This is a genomic window from Bradyrhizobium rifense, assembly GCF_008123425.1.
GTDB classification, from domain to species: domain Bacteria; phylum Pseudomonadota; class Alphaproteobacteria; order Rhizobiales; family Xanthobacteraceae; genus Bradyrhizobium; species Bradyrhizobium rifense.
In genome coordinates, this window is record NZ_VSSS01000013.1 from 141,752 (window position 1) to 159,075 (window position 17,324).

General features: G+C 64.2%; 18 protein-coding genes. 12 read left to right on the plus strand and 6 right to left on the minus strand.

The features are described 5' to 3' along the window. Nucleotides 1-84: 84 nt before the first annotated feature. From FXB40_RS06580 to FXB40_RS06590, 3 genes are all read left to right on the plus strand, one after another. A complete protein-coding gene (locus tag FXB40_RS06580; RefSeq protein WP_148771389.1) occupies nucleotides 85-858 on the plus strand; it encodes a ferredoxin--NADP reductase in 774 nt (257 codons plus the stop codon). A 106-nt stretch (nucleotides 859-964) separates the two neighbouring features. Next, nucleotides 965-1,291, plus strand: coding sequence for a hypothetical protein (locus FXB40_RS06585; RefSeq protein WP_148771390.1), 327 nt, complete (start codon nucleotides 965-967; stop codon nucleotides 1,289-1,291). A gap of 92 nt (nucleotides 1,292-1,383) precedes the next feature. Next, nucleotides 1,384-2,691, plus strand: coding sequence for a cytochrome P450 (locus tag FXB40_RS06590; protein ID WP_148771391.1), 1,308 nt, complete (start codon nucleotides 1,384-1,386; stop codon nucleotides 2,689-2,691). On the opposite strand, the gene FXB40_RS06595 is transcribed toward FXB40_RS06590, so the two are convergent. Beyond that, nucleotides 2,592-3,842, minus strand: a complete 1,251-nt coding sequence (locus FXB40_RS06595; RefSeq protein ID WP_148771392.1) for a DUF763 domain-containing protein — start codon at nucleotides 3,840-3,842, stop codon at nucleotides 2,592-2,594. The genes FXB40_RS06590 and FXB40_RS06595 overlap by 100 nt on opposite strands. Before the next feature lie 121 nt (nucleotides 3,843-3,963). On the opposite strand from FXB40_RS06595, the gene FXB40_RS06600 reads away from it, so the two are divergent. Then, nucleotides 3,964-5,109: a mechanosensitive ion channel family protein gene (locus tag FXB40_RS06600; protein ID WP_148771393.1), complete on the plus strand. Its 1,146-nt coding sequence runs from the start codon at nucleotides 3,964-3,966 to the stop codon at nucleotides 5,107-5,109. A 15-nt stretch (nucleotides 5,110-5,124) separates the two neighbouring features. Here FXB40_RS06600 and FXB40_RS06605 read toward each other — a convergent pair whose 3' ends face one another. Continuing rightward, the gene (locus tag FXB40_RS06605; RefSeq protein WP_148771394.1) at nucleotides 5,125-5,919 is read right to left on the minus strand and encodes an ABC transporter substrate-binding protein; all 795 of its coding nucleotides are present in this window, start codon (nucleotides 5,917-5,919) and stop codon (nucleotides 5,125-5,127) included. Between the two features lie 10 nt (nucleotides 5,920-5,929). After that, entirely contained in the window at nucleotides 5,930-6,910 is a 981-nt protein-coding gene (locus FXB40_RS06610) for a tripartite tricarboxylate transporter substrate binding protein (RefSeq protein WP_148771395.1), read from the minus strand. A 115-nt stretch (nucleotides 6,911-7,025) separates the two neighbouring features. Here FXB40_RS06610 and FXB40_RS06615 point away from each other — a divergent pair, with 115 nt between their 5' ends. The 8 genes from FXB40_RS06615 (at nucleotide 7,026) to FXB40_RS06650 (ending at nucleotide 14,221) form a co-directional block, all read left to right on the plus strand. Beyond that, nucleotides 7,026-7,736 (plus strand): TetR/AcrR family transcriptional regulator, encoded by a 711-nt coding sequence (locus FXB40_RS06615; RefSeq protein ID WP_148771396.1) that lies wholly within the window; start codon nucleotides 7,026-7,028, stop codon nucleotides 7,734-7,736. A gap of 75 nt (nucleotides 7,737-7,811) precedes the next feature. After that, complete coding sequence (locus tag FXB40_RS06620; protein WP_148771397.1) at nucleotides 7,812-8,771, plus strand: amidohydrolase family protein; 960 nt, start codon at nucleotides 7,812-7,814, stop codon at nucleotides 8,769-8,771. Continuing rightward, on the plus strand, nucleotides 8,771-9,655 hold the full coding sequence (locus tag FXB40_RS06625) for an amidohydrolase family protein (protein WP_148771398.1): 885 nt from the start codon (nucleotides 8,771-8,773) through the stop codon (nucleotides 9,653-9,655). The genes FXB40_RS06620 and FXB40_RS06625 overlap by 1 nt, the downstream gene beginning before the upstream one ends. Then, the gene (gene dctA, locus FXB40_RS06630) at nucleotides 9,652-10,953 is read left to right on the plus strand and encodes a C4-dicarboxylate transporter DctA (RefSeq protein WP_148771399.1); all 1,302 of its coding nucleotides are present in this window, start codon (nucleotides 9,652-9,654) and stop codon (nucleotides 10,951-10,953) included. The genes FXB40_RS06625 and dctA overlap by 4 nt, the downstream gene beginning before the upstream one ends. 66 nt (nucleotides 10,954-11,019) lie before the next feature. Further along, nucleotides 11,020-11,733, plus strand: a complete 714-nt coding sequence (locus FXB40_RS06635) for a PIG-L deacetylase family protein (RefSeq protein WP_148771400.1) — start codon at nucleotides 11,020-11,022, stop codon at nucleotides 11,731-11,733. Next, complete coding sequence (locus tag FXB40_RS06640) at nucleotides 11,730-12,413, plus strand: 4-carboxy-4-hydroxy-2-oxoadipate aldolase/oxaloacetate decarboxylase (RefSeq protein ID WP_148771401.1); 684 nt, start codon at nucleotides 11,730-11,732, stop codon at nucleotides 12,411-12,413. Before FXB40_RS06635 ends, FXB40_RS06640 begins: the two co-directional genes overlap by 4 nt. Nucleotides 12,414-12,437: 24 nt before the next feature. After that, the gene (locus tag FXB40_RS06645; protein ID WP_148771402.1) at nucleotides 12,438-13,307 is read left to right on the plus strand and encodes a substrate-binding domain-containing protein; all 870 of its coding nucleotides are present in this window, start codon (nucleotides 12,438-12,440) and stop codon (nucleotides 13,305-13,307) included. Beyond that, nucleotides 13,307-14,221: a DUF1932 domain-containing protein gene (locus FXB40_RS06650; RefSeq protein ID WP_148771403.1), complete on the plus strand. Its 915-nt coding sequence runs from the start codon at nucleotides 13,307-13,309 to the stop codon at nucleotides 14,219-14,221. The genes FXB40_RS06645 and FXB40_RS06650 overlap by 1 nt, the downstream gene beginning before the upstream one ends. Here FXB40_RS06650 and FXB40_RS06655 read toward each other — a convergent pair. From FXB40_RS06655 to FXB40_RS06665, 3 genes are all read right to left on the minus strand, one after another. Beyond that, nucleotides 14,211-14,549, minus strand: coding sequence for a hypothetical protein (locus FXB40_RS06655; protein WP_148771404.1), 339 nt, complete (start codon nucleotides 14,547-14,549; stop codon nucleotides 14,211-14,213). The two genes, FXB40_RS06650 and FXB40_RS06655, sit on opposite strands and share 11 nt — an antisense overlap. 149 nt (nucleotides 14,550-14,698) lie before the next feature. After that, complete coding sequence (locus tag FXB40_RS06660) at nucleotides 14,699-15,904, minus strand: amidohydrolase family protein (protein ID WP_148771405.1); 1,206 nt, start codon at nucleotides 15,902-15,904, stop codon at nucleotides 14,699-14,701. Between the two features lie 19 nt (nucleotides 15,905-15,923). Beyond that, a complete protein-coding gene (locus tag FXB40_RS06665) occupies nucleotides 15,924-17,159 on the minus strand; it encodes an amidohydrolase family protein (RefSeq protein WP_148771406.1) in 1,236 nt (411 codons plus the stop codon). Nucleotides 17,160-17,324: the final 165 nt, after the last annotated feature.

The window sequence follows — 17,324 nt, forward strand, 5'->3', positions numbered from 1 at the left end:
TATTCATTTGTGTACGAATGATCGTGTACAAACGACGCATAGCTGCCGGCTCGGAACCGCAATTGACGCGACAGGGAAGCTGAGATGAGCAATTTCAATCAGGAAAGCGTTTTGAGCGTCCACCACTGGACCGACACGCTGTTCTCCTTCAAGACCACCCGCAGCCCGACCTTCCGTTTCCGTAACGGTGAGTTCACCATGATCGGGCTCAAGGTCGGCGAGAAGCCGCTGCTGCGGGCCTACAGCGTCGCCAGCGCCAACTACGAGGACACCCTCGAATTCTTCTCGATCAAGGTGCCTGATGGTCCGCTGACCTCGCGGCTCCAGCATCTGAACGAAGGCGACGAGATCATCGTCAGCCGCAAGGCCACCGGCACGCTTGTCATCGACAATCTGGAAGAGGGGCGAAACCTCTATCTGATCGGCACCGGTACGGGCCTCGCGCCGTTCCTGAGCGTGATCAAGGACCCCGAGACCTACGAGCGGTTCGAGAAGGTCGTGTTGCTGCACGGCTGCCGGCACGTCAAGGAACTCGCCTACGGCGAGATGATCAACGAGCACCTGCCGAAGGACGAGATGCTCGGCGATTATATCCGCGCTCAGCTCATCTATTATCCCACGGTGACCCGCGATCCCTTCCGCAACCGCGGTCGCATCACCGAGCTCATCACCTCGGGCAAGCTGTTCGCCGATATTGGCCTGCCGGCGATCGAGGCGGCCCATGACCGCGTCATGATCTGCGGCAGCCCGGCGCTAGTGGCAGACACCCGCGTGCTGCTGGGCGAGCGCGGTTTCGTCGAAGGCAATCACGGCGAGCCCGCCCAGTTCGTGGTCGAAAAGGCCTTTGCCGAGCGCTGAGTCCGGAATTCCCGCGCAATAACACCGTATTTTCGCCGCGGCGGGGGCGTTGCGGCGCCGATTCGGCGCGCGATACACTGTGGGAGCGAATCAGCGGAGTTCCCACATGGTTGCGGACAGCGACAGCAACATCGCCTGGCACCGGGTCCAGTTGAAGAAGAACCGCGCCGAGTTGAAGGCGCTGGAGACCGCGCGCTTCACGATCGGCGAGATCGCGTCGTCGAAGCGCAACGGCCAGACCCAGAAGGCGGCCGCTGACCTCAAGCGCAAGATCGCGCAGTCCGAGCGGGTGATCGCCGACCACGACAAGCGCACGCGCCGTCCGCTCGGCACCGATATGCAAAGCCTGAGCAATGGCAGCTGGAGCCACTGGGACGCCTATACCAACCAGCAGCAACGCAAGGCCGGCCCTCGTTCGCCGGGGCGCGGCTAGTTCCGCTGCCCAGGAGGGGCCGGTTCCGGCCCTTGCGCGTACGGCGTCGCTCACCATCTCGTTGAGGCGCCACCAACCAGTTCGGTGATCCCATGGCACCGCGCCTCGATTTCACCAGCGAGGCTTTCTTTCGCGATCCGCCCAAGGCAATCGCGGCGCTGCGCGCGTCCGGCCCCGTGGTCGCGACGCGCTTTCCGCTTGTCGGCGACGTCTGGATCACCACGACCCACGATGCGACCGCGCAGGTGCTGAAGGACAGCACGATCTTCACGCTGCGCAAGGAGGATGGCGAAGTTGCCGGCCTCCGCTGGTGGATGCCGAAGCTGGTCAGGACCATCGCCAACAACATGCTCACCATGGACGAGCCGGATCACACCCGGCTGCGCAGCATCGTGGACGAGGCCTTTCGCCGTCGCGCCATCGTTGCGATGGAGCCGCGCATCCGTGCCATCGCGGACGGTCTGGCCGATGAGCTGTTTACGAAGGGCAGCCCGGCCGATCTCGTCCAGAGCTATGCGCGTATCCTGCCGCTCTCGGTGATCTGCGAATTGCTGGGCCTGCCGCTGGACGACCGTCCCAAGTTCATCGCATGGGCAAATTCGATGTCGTCGCTGACGAATGTGGTCAGCTTCTTTCGCCTGCTGCTCGCGTTCCGCAAGATGCGCTTCTATCTCGAACAGCAATTGCAGAGCGCGCGCGAGCGGGGCGGCGAGGGCCTGATTGCCGAGCTTGTCCAGGTCGAGCGCGAGGGCGGCGAGATCACGCCGGACGAAATGGTCTCGATGGTGTTCCTGCTGCTCGCGGCGGGCTCGGAGACCACCACGCATCTCATCAGTGGCTCGGTCTACGAACTGCTCAGGAATCCAGGACTGCGTGACTGGCTGGAAGAGGACTGGAGCCGCGCCGGGCTCGCGGTCGAGGAATTCTTGCGTTTCGTCTCGCCGGTGCAATTTTCAAAGCCGCGCTATGTGCGGCGGAATATCGAGCTTGCGGGCGTGCAGCTGAAGAAGGGCGATCGCGTCATGGTCATGCTCGCCGCGGCGAACGTGGATCCGGTGGTGCACGACCAGCCTGAGCACCTCGATCTCACGCGCAAGCCGAACCGCCATATCTCCTTCGGCACGGGCATCCATTTCTGCCTCGGCCACCAGCTTGCTCGGATCGAGGCGGCGTGCGCGCTGGAAGCGCTGTTTGTGCGCTGGCCGAAGCTCGGACTTGCCGTCGATGCGTCCCGGATTCACTGGCGCAAGCGGCCAGGTCTCCGTGCGATCGCGAAGCTGCCGGTCGTTGCAGTGGACAGTCAGCTCGTCGATTTCCGTGACGCCACGATGTCGCGTTCCCAGCCGAACACGGACCGGCCGTCGAGATCGGGCGAGGCTTCGCGCTCGCCGGCGATGTAGGTCTCGACCGATGGCCCGCTTGCGGTCCGTTCCAGCCGCCGTGCCTGGTCGTCGAGGCGCTTGATCGCCTGCATCTCTTCCTCGCGCCCGAGCTTGGCGTTCTGGATCGCGCCCTTCAGCACGCGAATGGTCTCGTCATAGACCTTGATCGGAACGGGGTAGGGATGCCGGTCCTTGCCGCCATGGGCGAGCGAGAAGCGCGCCGGGTCCTTGAAGCGATAGGGTGCGCCATGCACGACTTCGGCGACCATCGCCAGCGAGCGCACGGTGCGTGCGCCGACGCCGGGTGTCAGCAACAACTCCGGGAAGTCGACCGGGCCGCGCTCGGCGGCGGCTGCCAGCGTGCCGTGCAGGCGGCGCGCGAACACGTCCTTTGGCCGGACATCGTGATGCGCGGGCATGATCAGGTGCGGCAGCATCGCCTGCGCGGGCTCGGGCGCAGTGCCGGTGAGCCGTTCGAATTCGGTGAGGATGCGATCGGGGCCGAGATCGGTCAGCAGCTCGAGCTGCGCGCTGCGCGAGACATCGGCGCGGTGGTCGGTGAGATTGACGATCTCGCCCTGCTGCGGGCCGTCGATCGCGCTGTGCGGCGTATCAACAAAGCTCTTCAGCGACTCTGAGTGCCAGTGGTAGCGGCGGGCCTGGCGCTTGTCGCCGTTCATGCCCTGCTGCACCACGGTCCACTTGCCGTCGGCGGTGACGAAGAAGCCGTGCAGATAGAGATCAAATCCGTCCTGCACGGCGGCACTGTCGACTTTCGCCACCAACCGGCTGGCGCGCGTGAGGCTCACGCCGTCGAAGCCGACGCGGTCGCCGAGCTGCAACAGCTCGTCCGGCGTCTTGCGCGAATGCTGGCCGCGGCCGCCGCAGACATAGATGCCGAGCCCGTCCTGGAGCGGGCCAAGCCCACGCTTCAGCGCGCCGACCACGGAGGTGGTTATCCCTGAGGAGTGCCAGTCCATCCCCATCACGGCGCCGAATGACTGGAACCAAAAGGGATGCGAGAGCCGCTGCATGAATGCATCGCGGCCGTAATGATGCACGACCGCCTGCGTGACGATTGCGCCCAGCGAGGCCATGCGGCTCGCCAGCCACGGCGGAACTCGTCCGGTGTGGAGAGGAAGATCGGCGCTGCCGGTTCGTCGAGTCATGATTGCCCAGAAATAGCGCAGTTCGGGGACAGTTGCACCAGAGGGATGCTGCATTGCACCGAGCGTGGGGAGCGAAGCCACCGGGAGGGCGTTGAGATCGAACGCAATTGCGGGGACATGAATGAATCGCCACGCCGTCATGACCGACATCGACAGGATGTTCGGCTGGATACCCTCATGGTTCGTCGGCCTCTGCCTGGTCGCCGGCGCGATGCTGCTTGCCTTGACTCTCTACCGTTTCGCCGTGTGGCTGCTCAATCGCGCCTTCGGAACCCGTTCATCTCTCCTCGGGGTGTTCATCGAGCGCACGTCCGGCCCGGCCCAGCTGGCACTGTGCCTTGCAGCCGTTGCGCTGGTGTTGCCACTCGCGCCGCTGGATGACGTCTTTCGCACGCCGCTGACCAGTCTGTTCGTGGTCGCGTTCGTCGCCCTGATCGGCTGGATATCGATCCGGATCGTCGACATGAGCGCGGCGCGCTATCTGCAAAACTTTCGCGACGTCACCGAGAACTTCGTCGCGCGCAAGCATGTCACCCAGGTTCGCGTGTTCAAGCGCGTCACCGACATCATTATCGTCATCATCACGGTGTCGACCGCGCTGATGACGTTCGACTCGGTTAGGCAGTATGGCGTCAGCCTGTTCGCCTCAGCTGGTGCTGCCGGCATCATCGTCGGTCTTGCCGCGCGGCCGCTGCTGAGCAATCTGATCGCCGGCGTGCAGATCGCGATCACGCAGCCGATCCGCATCGAGGATGCCGTGATCATCGAGAACGAGTGGGGCTGGGTCGAGGACATCGCCGCGACCTATGTGGTGATCCGGCTGTGGGACTGGCGCCGCATGGTGGTGCCGCTGTCCTATTTCATCGAAAAGCCGTTCCAGAACTGGACCCGCGACACGGCGTCCCTGATCGGCGTGATCGCGCTCCACGTCGACTACCGTGCCGACGTGCCGCGCATCCGCCGCTGGCTGGAGGGTGCGATCAAGGAGTCCAAGCTGTGGGACGGCGCGGTGGTCAATCTCCAGGTGATCGACGCGGATTCCCGCACCATCGAGCTGCGCGCGCTGGTCAGTGCGCGGAATGCGCCGCAATCCTGGGATCTGCGTTGCGAGATGCGGGAAAGGCTGATCGCCTTCATCCGCGACGAAATGCCGGAAGCCCTGCCGCGCGAACGCGCGATCCTGATCCCGCAGGGAGGCGGCGACGATACGGAGTTCCTGCAGCGGCCCACTGCACCGGAGAAGATGCGGGCGAACGCGCGCAATTGAGCGGTGCGACCCTCGTCATTTAGCCTTGGTCGCGCCGCGCAAGCCCGCCTGTTGCTGGATCGTGTTCAGCGCGCCGGACGACTGCTCCTCTGCGACGAAGCCGTTGAGCAGGGGAAGCGCGGCCTCACGGCCTTTGGGGATCGCGATCGCCAGATGCTCGGCACCCCAATTGCCATCGAGGATTTTCGCGCCCGGCATCTGATCAGACATTTCGAACAGCGTAGGCTTGTTGGTAGCGTAGAGATCGATCTCACCGCGGCAGAACATCGAGATCGCGACCTTGACGCTTTCGGCAGCCACGATGGTCGCGGTCTTGAATTTCGTCGGTAGCGTACGCTCTGAGGTCGAACCCTTGGTGACGCCGATCTTTATGCCGGGTTTGTCGATATCCTCTGCCTTGGAGATCGGTGAGTTCGCCGGAACGAGATAGCCGAGCTCGATCGCCAGCACTGGTTGGCTGAAGCTGACCTCATTGGCACGAGCCGGGGTGGCGTTGGTGATGGTAAAGTCAACCTGGCCGTCGTGGATCGCGGTGACGATATCGGCGACGCGTTGAAACCGGACGTAATCGATGCCGACGCCGAGCCTTTTCGCCAGCTCTGCGCCGAGATCGTAGGCGAGGCCGTGCGGCTTGCCGGCCGCATCTGTCACCATCGAGGTCGGGCTGCCCGGATAGATGCCGACGCGCAAGGTGCCGCTCGGCGCCAGCAGTTTTGCTTCCCCGTCGGCGCGCGCGGGCGCGCCGAACAGGCTGACGACCGCGAGGGCGAGCAGGGCGGTGTGCGAAACTCGGCCAAACAAGGTCCTCATGAGAAAGTCCTCACTGCGCGCGTATGTCGGCAGCCTTCAACACCGGCTCCCATTTGGTCGCCTCGGCGTGCATGTAGGCGTCAAAGTCCTTCGCGGAGGAGCCGACCGGGGCTGCGCCGATCTTGCCGAGCGTCGACAGCACGTTCGGATCCTGCAGCGCCGCCTTCAGATCGGTCTCCAACTTCGTCACGATCTCCGGCGGCATTTTTGCAGGTCCAAGCACGCCCCACCAAACCGAGACGTCGTAGCCGGGGACGCCGGACTCGGCGACGGTCGGAACATCAGGCAGCGCCTTGGAGCGCTCGGCCGAGGTCACCGCGAGCGCGCGCACCGGGCCGCCTTCGAGCTGGCCGATGGCTTCCGCGAGCGGATTGATGCTGAGCGGAATCTCGCCGGCGATCACGGCCGTCAGTGCCGGCGCGCCGCCCTTGTAGGGGATCGCGACGATCTTGGTGCCGGACATGTATTTCAAAAGCTCGCCGGCGAGATGCGCCGAAGTGCCATTGCCGGACATGCCGTAAGAGAGCTTGTCGGGCTCCTTCTTCGCCGCAGCCAGGAGATCGCCGAGCGTCTTGTAGGGACTGTCCTTGGCCACGACGATCGCAAGCGGCGAGGAGGCGACTTCACTGATCGCAGTAAAATCCTTGAACGTGTCATAGGGCACGCTCGGATAGATGAACTGGTTCAGCGGGTGGCCGCTCGCGACCAGGATCAGCGTGTAGCCATCGGGCGCGGCCTGCGTCAGCGCCTGCGAGGCGACGATGCCGCCGGCGCCGGGGCGGTTGTCGATTACAGGCTGCTGGCCCCAGGCTTTTGCAAGTGCCTGGCCGAGCGTCCGCGCCAGCACGTCGACCGCGCCGCCGGCGGCGTAGGGCACGAGAATGTGGACCGGCTTGCTCGGATAATTGTCGGCGGCCTGCGCGACGTTCCCCGCGAGCAGCAGACCGGCGCCGAGCATCACGGCGCCGACCTTCTTGTTCAAACCCAGCATATTCAGCACTCCTTGGGGCATTCGCGTCCGTGCGGTGGTGTTCCGAGCCGCTTCCGGACGTTGCCCGTGGTTTTTGTTGACGAGACCTGATCTTTTGTACGATAGTACAAATCACATGGTACGCAAGCCCACCAGCAAGGAAACGGCCCGCAAGCCGAACATGCGCGAGGCAATCCTCGCCGCGGCCGAAGAGCTGTTCGCCACCAACGGCTTCAACGCCGTCTCGGTGCGCGACATCGCGCAGGCAGCAGGGGCCAATCCCGGCAGCGTGACCTATCATTTCAAGACCAAGGACGGCCTGCTGCTGGAGATCTACCGGCGTCACTGCGGGCCGATGAATTTGCGCCGCTCGGAGCTGCTCGCCGCCGCCAAACGCGTGCGCGATCTCCAGGACCGGCTGGAAGCGGTGGTGCGGGCCTATGTGGTGCCGGCCTTCACCTCGGGCAGCGATCTCGCCGGGGGCGGGGCGCGCTTCACGCGGCTTCGCGCCGTGATGTCGGCCGAGGGCAACGAGGTCGCGCGAAAAATCATCGCACAGACGTTTGACGACACCAGCCACGCCTTCATCGACGCGATCCACGACAGCCTGCCGCACATCCCGCGCACCGACATCGTCTGGCGCAGCCACTTTCTGCTCGGCGCACTCTATTATTCGCTGGTGACGCCTGATCGCGTCTCGCGTCTGTCGCGCGGCGAGGCCGACGGCAATGATCCCGCCAATGCGATCGAGCAATTGGTACAGGCCACTGTTGCCGCGTTCCAGGCGCCGGCCCTGGATCAGGCCGCGCCGGCGCGGCGAAGGACTGTTGCAAGCAGCAAGACTTGAAAGAAATCGCCCGAGGGGAGGCGCGTAACAGCGCTTCCGCTCGCAAGCGGACATGTGAATGGGGTGTTTGAGGAAATGAACAGGCGGGAGTGCTTGCATCTCTTGACCGGACTGGCGGGCGTCGCGCTCGCGAGCGACGCGCATGCGCAAGGCGCGGAGCCCAAAGCGATGCCGACGATCACGCCGCCGGACCCGAATCCCAAAACACCGTCGTTCAAGCTGCCACCGAAATCCTGCGACAGCCACACCCACATCTTTGGGCCGGCGTCCCGTTATCCCTTCTCGGAGAAGCGCCCTTACAATACCGCTGACACACCGCTGGAGATGTTCCGCAGCGTGCACGAGAAGATCGGCGTCGAGCGCTGCGTGATCGTCAATGCCACCGTGCACGGCACCGATAATCGCGTCGTCACCGATGCGATCGCCCAGAGCGAGGGTGCCTACAAGGGCATCGCCAATGTCAGCGACGAGATGACCGAGAAGGAGCTGGCCGCGCTCGACAAGGGCGGCATCTGCGGCTGCCGCTTCGCTTTCCTCAAGCGCCTCGGCGGCGTCGGCGACATGACCAAGTTCCAGCGCATCGTGCACCGCGTCGCGGAGCTTGGCTGGCACATCGATGTCTATTTCGAGCCCGGGACGATCGCCGAATTCGCGCCGATCCTGACTGAGCTACCGACGCCTTACGTGATCGATCATATGGGGACGGTGGAAGCCGCGAAGGGGCTCAGCGATCCCGGCTTCACGGCGCTGCTCGACCTCCAGAAAAAGGACGAGAAGTGCTGGGTCAAGATCACCGGCCTCGAGCGGGCGTCCGCCGCCGGCAAGCCGTTCCACGACGCGGTGCCGTTCGCGAAGGCGCTGATCGAAAATTCGCCCGACCGTGTCATCTGGGGCACCGACTGGCCGCATCCCAACGTCAAGATCATGCCGAATGACGGCGATCTCGTCGATCTGATCCCGCTCTATGCGCCCAACGAGGCGATCCAGCAGAAGCTGCTGGTCGACAATCCCGCCCGTCTGTTCAAGTTCAGTTGATGAATATCATGTACACGCCGACCATCCCACCGCCCGATCCGAACACGCGCACGCCGAAGTTCAAGCTGCCAAAGCTGTCCTGCGACGCGCATTGCCACATCTTCGGTCCCGGCGCGAAATACCCTTACGCGCCGGATCGATCCTACACGCCGCCGGATGCGCCGCTTGAAGACTTCAAGGTCTTGCACGCCAAGCTTGGCGTGGAGCGCGCGGTCATCGTCAATGCCAGCGTGCACGGCGTCGACAACACGGTGGCGCTCGACGCCATCGCGCAGAGCAACGGCGCCTATCGCGCGGTCGCCAATATCGACGAGACCATTACCGAGCGCGGGCTCCAGGTGCTGCATGACGGCGGCTTCCGTGGCTGCCGCTTCAATTTCGTCCGCCATCTCGGCGGCGTCCCCGACAAGCGCATGTTCAACCGCATCAGCGACATGGTCGCGCCGCTCGGCTGGCATATCGACCTGCATTTCGATGCGATCGATCTGCCTGAATATGCCGACATGCTGACAAAACTGCCGCTGAGCTACACCATCGACCATATGGGGCGGGTGAAGGCGTCCGAGGGGCTCGACCAACTGCCGTTCAAGATCCTGATCGAGCTGATGCAGCGCGACGAAAAATGTTGGGTCAAGATCTGCGGCTCGGAACGGGTGTCCTCAGCCGGCCCGCCGTTCACCGATGCTGTGCCTTTCGCGCGGAAAATCGTCGAGACTGCGCCCGATCGCATCATCTGGGGCACCGACTGGCCGCATCCCAACGTCAAGGTGATGCCGAATGACGGCGACCTCGTCGATTTGATCCCGCTGTTCGCGCCGGAGCCGGAGTTTCAGCAGAAGATCCTGGTCGACAATCCCGCGCGCCTGTTTGGATTCGGCGAATGACCGCGATGGCGATCGACAAGCCGCGCGGCCGCGCCTGGTGGAAGGAGCTCTGGATCCAGGTGCTCATCGCCATGGCGGCCGGCATCGCGCTTGGGATCGTCAATCCCGAGGCGGGTGCCAAGATGCAGCCGCTCGGCGACGCCTTCATCAAGGCGATCCGGATGCTGATCGCGCCGATCATCTTCTGCACCGTCGTCCACGGCATCGCCCATATGGCCGACATGGCGCGGGTCGGGCGGGTCGCAGTCAAGGCGATCATCTATTTCGAGGTCATGACCACGATCGCACTGATCATCGGTCTCATCGCGGTGAACGTGCTCAAGCCCGGCGCCGGCATGAACATCGATCCTGCCAGCATCAGTGCCAGCGCGGTCGAACCTTACGTCAAGCAGACGGCCGTGATCGGCTTCGTGCCGTTCCTGATGAATATCATGCCCGCGACCTTCATCGGCGCCTTTGCCGAGGGCAACATCCTCCAGGTCCTGTTCATCTCGGTTCTCTGCGGTTTTGCGCTGGTGCAGCTCGGCGAACGCGCCGCGCCACTGGTCCATCTGATCGACATCGCCGCCAAGATGGTGTTCGCTGTTGTCGGCTTCGTGATGTGGGCCGCGCCGATCGGCGCGTTCGGCGCGATCGCCTTTACCGTCGGAAAGTTCGGCGTCGGCTCGCTGGCCTCGCTCGGCAAGCTGCTCGGTGGATTCTACCTCACCTGCGTCATCTTCATTATCGTGGCGCTCGGCCCGGTGGCGCGGCTTTGCGGCTTCTCGCTGCTGAAGCTGATCCGCTACATCTGGGAAGAGCTGCTGATCTGCATCGCCACGACGTCGTCCGAGACGGTGCTGCCGCGGATGCTGACCAAGCTGGAGAAGGCCGGTTGCGAGAAGAGCGTGGTCGGGCTCGTGATCCCGACCGGCTATTCCTTCAATCTCGACGGCACCTGCCTTTACCTCGCTGCCGCCTCGGTGTTCCTGGCGCAGGCGACTAACACGCCGCTCGGGCTCGCCGAGCAGATCGAGTTGTTGCTGATCCTGCTCGTGACCTCCAAGGGCGCGGCGGGCATCGCGGGCGCTGCCTTTGTCGTGCTGGCGGCGACGCTGTCGGCGACGGGCACCATTCCGGTGACGAGCGTGGCGCTGGTGCTCGGCATCCATCGGCTGATGTCGCAGGGGCTGACGCCGACCAATCTGATCGGGAACGCGGTCGCGACCATTGCGATCGCCAAATGGGAAGGGGCGCTCGATCACGAACGCCTGAAGCGCGTGCTCGACGGTGAGGAACCCGCGGCCACCGCTGCCTGATGAAATTGCTGCCGGCATGATGCTGGCAGCCTATGATGTTGACGAACGAAAGAGGGGAGTTCTCCCATGAAAACAGGTCTCGTGGTCACCGCCCATCCCGGCGATTTCGTCTGGCGCGCCGGTGGCGCCATCGCGCTGCATGCGAAGAAGGGCTATCGCATGAAGATCGTCTGCATGTCCTTCGGCGAGCGCGGCGAGAGCCAGTTCGCCTGGAAGGAAAAGGGCGCGACGCTGGAATCGGTCAAGGCCGGGCGCAAGGACGAGGCGGAGCGGGCGGCAAAGCTGCTCGGCGCCGAAATCGAGTTCTTCGACTGCGGCGACTATCCGCTGAAGCTGACGGAAGCGCATTTCGACCGCATGGTCGACATCTACCGCGAGCTCAATCCGAGCTTCGTGCTGACCCACGCGCTGGAAGATCCCTATAATTTCGACCATCCGAACGCGGCGCATTTCGCCCAGGAGACCCGCGTGGTCGCGCAGGCCATGGGCCACAAGCCCGGCGCGCAGTATCAATATTCGGCGCCGCCGGTATTCCTGTTTGAGCCGCACCAGCCCGAGCAGTGCAATTACAAGCCGGACGTGCTGCTCAAGATCGACGAGGTCTGGAAGGAGAAGTACGAGGCGTTCCAGATCCTCGCCGCACAAAAGCATCTCTGGGGCTATTACGAGCGCGTCGCGCTCAACCGCGGCATCCAGGGCAGCCGCAACACCGGCATTCCCATGACCTATGGCGAGGCCTATCAGCGCCTGTTCCCGACCGTTGCGGAGGTGCTGGCATGAAGCCCGTCGTCGTTCGCAACATCAAGCGTGCCGACCCCGCCGGTATGGCGGAGTATGGCGTCTCCACGGTGCACGAGGCTTATGGTCGCATCGGCCTGATGAAGCCTTATCTACGGCCCGTCTGGGCGGGCGCGTCGATCGCGGGTCCCGCCGTCACCGTGCTGGCGCAGCCGGGTGACAACTGGATGATCCATGTCGCCGTCGAGCAGTGCAAGAAGGGCGACATCCTCGTCGTTGGCTGCACCACCGACAATACCGACGGCATGTTCGGCGAGCTGCTGGCGACCTCGCTGCAGGCGCGTGGCGTGCAGGGGCTGATCATCGATGCCGGCTGCCGCGACGTCAAAGCGCTGCAGGAGATGAACTTTCCGGTATGGTCGCGCGCGGTCTCGGCCAAGGGCACGGTCAAGGCTACGCTCGGCTCGGTCAACGTCCCCGTGGTCTGCGCCGGCGTCAACGTCGATCCCGGCGACATCGTCGTCGCCGATGACGACGGCGTCGTGGTGGTGCCCAAGCGCTACGCCGCCGAAGTCGCCGAGAAGGCGAAGAGGCGCAATGCGGACGAAGGCGGCAAGCGCAAGCGTCTCGCCTCGGGCGAGCTCGGCCTCGACATGTACAGCATGCGCGAGGCGCTGGCGAAGGCGGGTCTGGTCTACGTCGACAATCCCGAGGACGTCTAAGGCGAAGAAAAGCGGAGCGCACCGATGGATCGTCTCAAACTCAAAGCCGTGCTCGGCAGTCACCCTCACGTCAAGGCGGTGAAGAGCGGCGAGCTCCGCTCCGACCTGTTCGACCTCGACTTCATTGAGTACACGCCGACCAACGCTGCATTCAAGCCGATGGTGCGCGAGCAGGCGTTTGACGTCTGCGAGATGGCGATCGTCACCTATCTGATGGCGAAGGCGCACGGCAAGCCGCTGGTGCTGCTGCCGGCGACCATGATGGGCCGCTTCCAGCACACCCATGCGCTGTGTAACCCCGCGAAAGGAACGCTCGGACCATCCGATCTCGAAGGCAAGCGCGTCGGCATCCGCTCGTTCACGACCACGACGGGCGCCTGGATCAGGGGCATCCTCGCCAACGACTATGGCGTCAATCTCGACAAGATCCGCTGGGTCACATTCGAGGATCCGCACGTCGCCGAATATGTCGACACCACCGAGCGCGCGCCGAAGAACAAGAAGGTTTTGCAGATGCTGCTCGACGGCGAGGTCGACGCCGTTCTCGGCGAGACGTCCGATAATCCCAAGCTGAAGTCGCTGTTCCCGGATCCAGCGGCGGAAGCCGCCAAATGGTATGCGCGTCGTGGCGTGGTGCCGGTCAATCATCTCGTGGTCGTGACAGAGCAACTTGCAAAATCGCGCCCCGACGTGGTCGTGGGCCTCTATGATCTGCTCAAGCGGAACAAGGAGCAGGTGGGGCCCGCGGCGACGCCCGATTTCGTCCCGTTCGGGATCGATGCGAACCGAAGACCGCTGGAGCTGATCGTCGATTACGCATTCCAGCAGGGGTTGATCCCGCGCCGCTATGCGGTCGAGGAGCTGTTCGACGCGACGACACGAGGATTGAACTGATGGCTGATCCGAAGCGCTGGCAGATCGGGCTGGTTGGCTACGGCGAGGTCGGCCGTATTCTGGCCGAGGATTTGCGCCAGCAGGACATCAAGGTTGCCGCCTATGACATCAAGCTCGAGGGCGAGCAGGGCGCGGCGCTGAAGGAGCATGCGGCGAAGTTCGGCGTGATGCTCGCGGCCTCTCATGCCGAGCTGACTGCGAAGTCCGATTTCATCATTTCTGCCGTCACGGCGAGCCAGGCCGTCCCGGTCGCAAAGGCCTGCGCGGCGGCGATCAACCAGGGCACCTGGTTTCTCGACTTCAACTCGGCCTCGCCGGGCGCCAAGCAGCGCGCGGCGGCGCTGATCGACGGGGCTGCAGGGCGCTATGTCGAGGGCGCGGTGATGACCTCGGTGCCGCCTTTTCGCATCAAGGTGCCGTTGCTGCTGGGCGGTCCCGGGGCGAAGGAGCTCGAGCCGCTGCTGAATGCAATCGGCTTCGCGGCGAAAGTTGCGAGCGACAAGCTCGGTGTGTCCTCGGCCGTGAAGATGTGCCGCAGCATCATGATCAAGGGCCTCGAGGCCATGGTCATCGAAAGCTTCACCACTGCCCGCGCCTATGGCGTCGAGGATGCGGTGCTGGCGTCGCTCACGGAAACCTTTCCCGCGATCGATTGGGAAAAGCAGGGCGCCTATTTCTTCCAGCGCGTGATCGAGCACGGCCGCCGCCGTGCCGAAGAGGTGCGTGAGGTCGCAGAGACTGTGCGCGAGGCGGGACTGACGCCGTGGTCGGCGCAGGGTACGGCCGAGCGTCAGGCCTGGGTCGCCGATCTTGCCGACGAGGGCCTGTTCGGCGCCAAGGGTACGAAGGAATTTGCGCGCAGCACCGATTGGCGCACCGAGGCGGATCGTATTCTGGCGAAGATCAAGCGCTGAGCGCGAGCGCTCGGCTGAGGATCCTGCCGCCGTCGCGATAGCCCGAGATCTCGTCGCGGGCAGCCTCGATCAAATCGATCAGGCTCGTGGCTTCGCGGACGACGTCCTTGGTGCGCTCGGTCCTGAACTCGGTCAGGATCATGCGAATGCACTTGTCGGCGGTATCGAGCGTCCACAGCGCGTGGGCCATGTCGTCCTGCGAATGGATTGCCGAGATATCGAGGCCCGACAGCACTTCGCCGATGCCATTCAATCGCTTGACGGCCGTCTCGGCGGGCGTGCCCGCCCGGATGGATTGATAATCAATGCTGCTGAATGCGCTGAACATATCCATAACTTCCCCAACGAACGCAGACGGTGGTCAGTGCGCATATCCCAGTATGGTTAGCGCTGCCTTTCTCGCAATGCGTTGGGCTACGGTCCGGGATTCTACCGGCTCGGATTTGGCGGTAAAATCGGGTCGGAAAGGTACGATGATCAGCGATTTTTCCCGACAATCGTACCGTTAGACGCGACGAGCATACCTGCCTTGTAAACAGCGCGGCCCTGGGGCACCGCGACGACGGCCTCGGGAACGTGTTCTGCATTCAGCGTCACGAAATCCGCCTTGGCGCCGACACGCAGGCCGTAGCCGTCGATCCGCAGCGCCTTGGCGCCAGCCTCGGTGACGACATCGAATGCGACGCGCAATTCCTCGTCGATGTTGAAGCCCGAGCGATAGCCGAGCGTCGTCGCCCGGCGCAGCATATCGCCGTCGCCATAGGGCCACCAGGAGTCGCGGATGTTGTCGTTGCCGCTGAACACGGTGACGCCGGCGTTGCGCAGCGCCAGGATCGGCGGGAAGGCGCGGGCCCCCGGCGCATTCGTCATGATCGCGACGCCGGAACGGGCGAGGGTGTCGGCGACCGTCTTGAGCTGATCTGCGGTGATGTCGCCGAGCCCGTAAGCATGGCTGATGGCGACATGGCCCTCCATGCCGAGCGCACGCGTGCGCGCTGCGATCTGCTCGATCTCGAACGCGCCCAGCGTGCCCATGTCGTGCAGGTGGATGTCGACGTCGACGCCGTGCCTGCTGGCGACGCCGAACACCACATCCAGATGCTTCTCGACATCGCGATCGAAACTCGCGGGATCGAGCCCGCCGACGAGGTTCGCGCCAAGTCCGATGGCTTCGTCGAGCAATTGCGGTGTGCCCGGGCTCGCCAAAATGCCGCTCTGCGGGAAAGCCACGAGCTGGATGTCGATCAGGCCGCGATATTCCTCGCGCACGCGCAAGATCGTCTCCAGCGATTTCAGGCCGACCGAGCCGTCGACCATGACGTGGCTGCGCATCTGCGTGCTGCCGTGGGCGATGCAGAGATCGAGCTGGTTGCGCGCCCGCACGTCCATCGGCGCAGCCTCCGCCATGTTCTGGGCCTGGAAGGCCACGCGTTCGTGCACGTTGAATCCATTGGTGCATGGTTTGTGCGGACGCCAGGCGTCGCCATAGAAGCTGGTATCGAGATGGATGTGGCCTTCGACGAAGCCGGGAACGACGAGGGCGTTGCCGAGGTCGATCGTCTCGGCACCGCCTTCGGGCGCGTCAGCCGGCAGCAGCGCGGCGATGCGGCCGTCCTTGACCGCGATGTGATGGCGCGCCCCGCCGTCGAAGCGGGCGTTCAGGAAGATTGTGTCGAAGGCCATCCGGTTGCTCCGTTGGTTTTCACGGCTTCAGCAGCGTCGCTCGCTTCCGCTCAAAGGTCTGCCGCCCGTTCTTGAAGCCCATCAGGACATCCGGCAGCTCGGCGATGGCGAAGCGGCGGTCCTGCGTGTCGAGCACGACGAGATCGGCGGGCTTGCCGACCGCGATCCCGTAATCCCTGAGGTTCATCAGCCGGGCTGGCAGTTCGGTGACGAGATCGAGGCAGGTGTCGAAGTCGCCAACGGCGGCGTGGGCGACATTGGCGTAAAAGTTCGCCATTCGGAGCAGGGAGGCATCGCCGAACGGCGTGAAGGGATTGAGCACGTTGTTGGTCGCGACCGAGCAGACGATGCCGTCTGCGGCGAGCTTGTGCGCGAGCGTTAGCCCGCGCGGCGCGTTGTGGGTGGCGTCGCGTCCCATCAGATAGAGATCGGTCGCGGGCAGCACGGTGACGGCGATTCCGGTCCTCGCCAATTGCGCTGTGGCCGCCTTCAGCCGCTCCGGCGGCAAGGCCGAGAGTTTCGTGGCATGCCCGATCGCGACGCGACCACCGTAGTTGCGCTGTTCGGTCTGCCGGCAGACCTCGTCGAGATGCGACCAGGACGGATCGAGATCGAAGTCGAGATGGAGATCGACGTCGAGGTCGAACTGCTGGGCGAGGTCGAAGATGCGCGTGAGATGCGCATTCGGGTCAGTGTCCGTATATGGGCAGCCTCCGATCGCCTCGGCGCCGTCGCGCAAGGCCTGGACCAGCAGCTCCTCGGCCCCGGGATCGTTGGTCAGGCCTTCCTGCGGGAAGACGCAAAGCGCAAGATCGATCGCCCAGGCATAGCCGCGCTTGAGCCGCTTGATCGCCTCGAAGCTGCGCAGGCCGATGCGTGGGTCGATCTCGACATGGGTGCGCATCCGCGTCGTGCCGTGGACGATGGCGCGTTCGAGCACCTTTGCGCCGCGTGCATAGACGTCGTCGACGCCAAAATCCCGCTTCATGGCCGAGACGGCGCGGATCGCATCACTGAGCGTGCCATGAATGTGCCCGCAGCGTTCGAGCAGGCAGGCCTTGTCGAGATGGATGTGGGTGTCGACGAAGCCGGGCAGAGCCAGCCGTCCCCCGACATCGACCTCGACCGCCTCGCAGGCCAGCCTGGGTTCGATTGCGGCAATACGTCCGCTCTTCACGCCGATATCGACGGGCGTAGGGGATGATCGCAGCAGGGCGTTGCGGAAAATCAGGTCGAAGGCGGTCTGGGCGGTCATGGTGGGAAATCTTGCTGGAGAACTTATAGCAGTCGGCGAGGTTGCTTGTGTGTAGCAATGTAGCGGAGGCGAAGGGTGAGCCGCCATATCGAAAGCTGTGATAGCTGATAGATGCAGGCTGGTCTGGCGGCAGGCGGGCGGCTGGGCTATCAACCCCTCGATTGC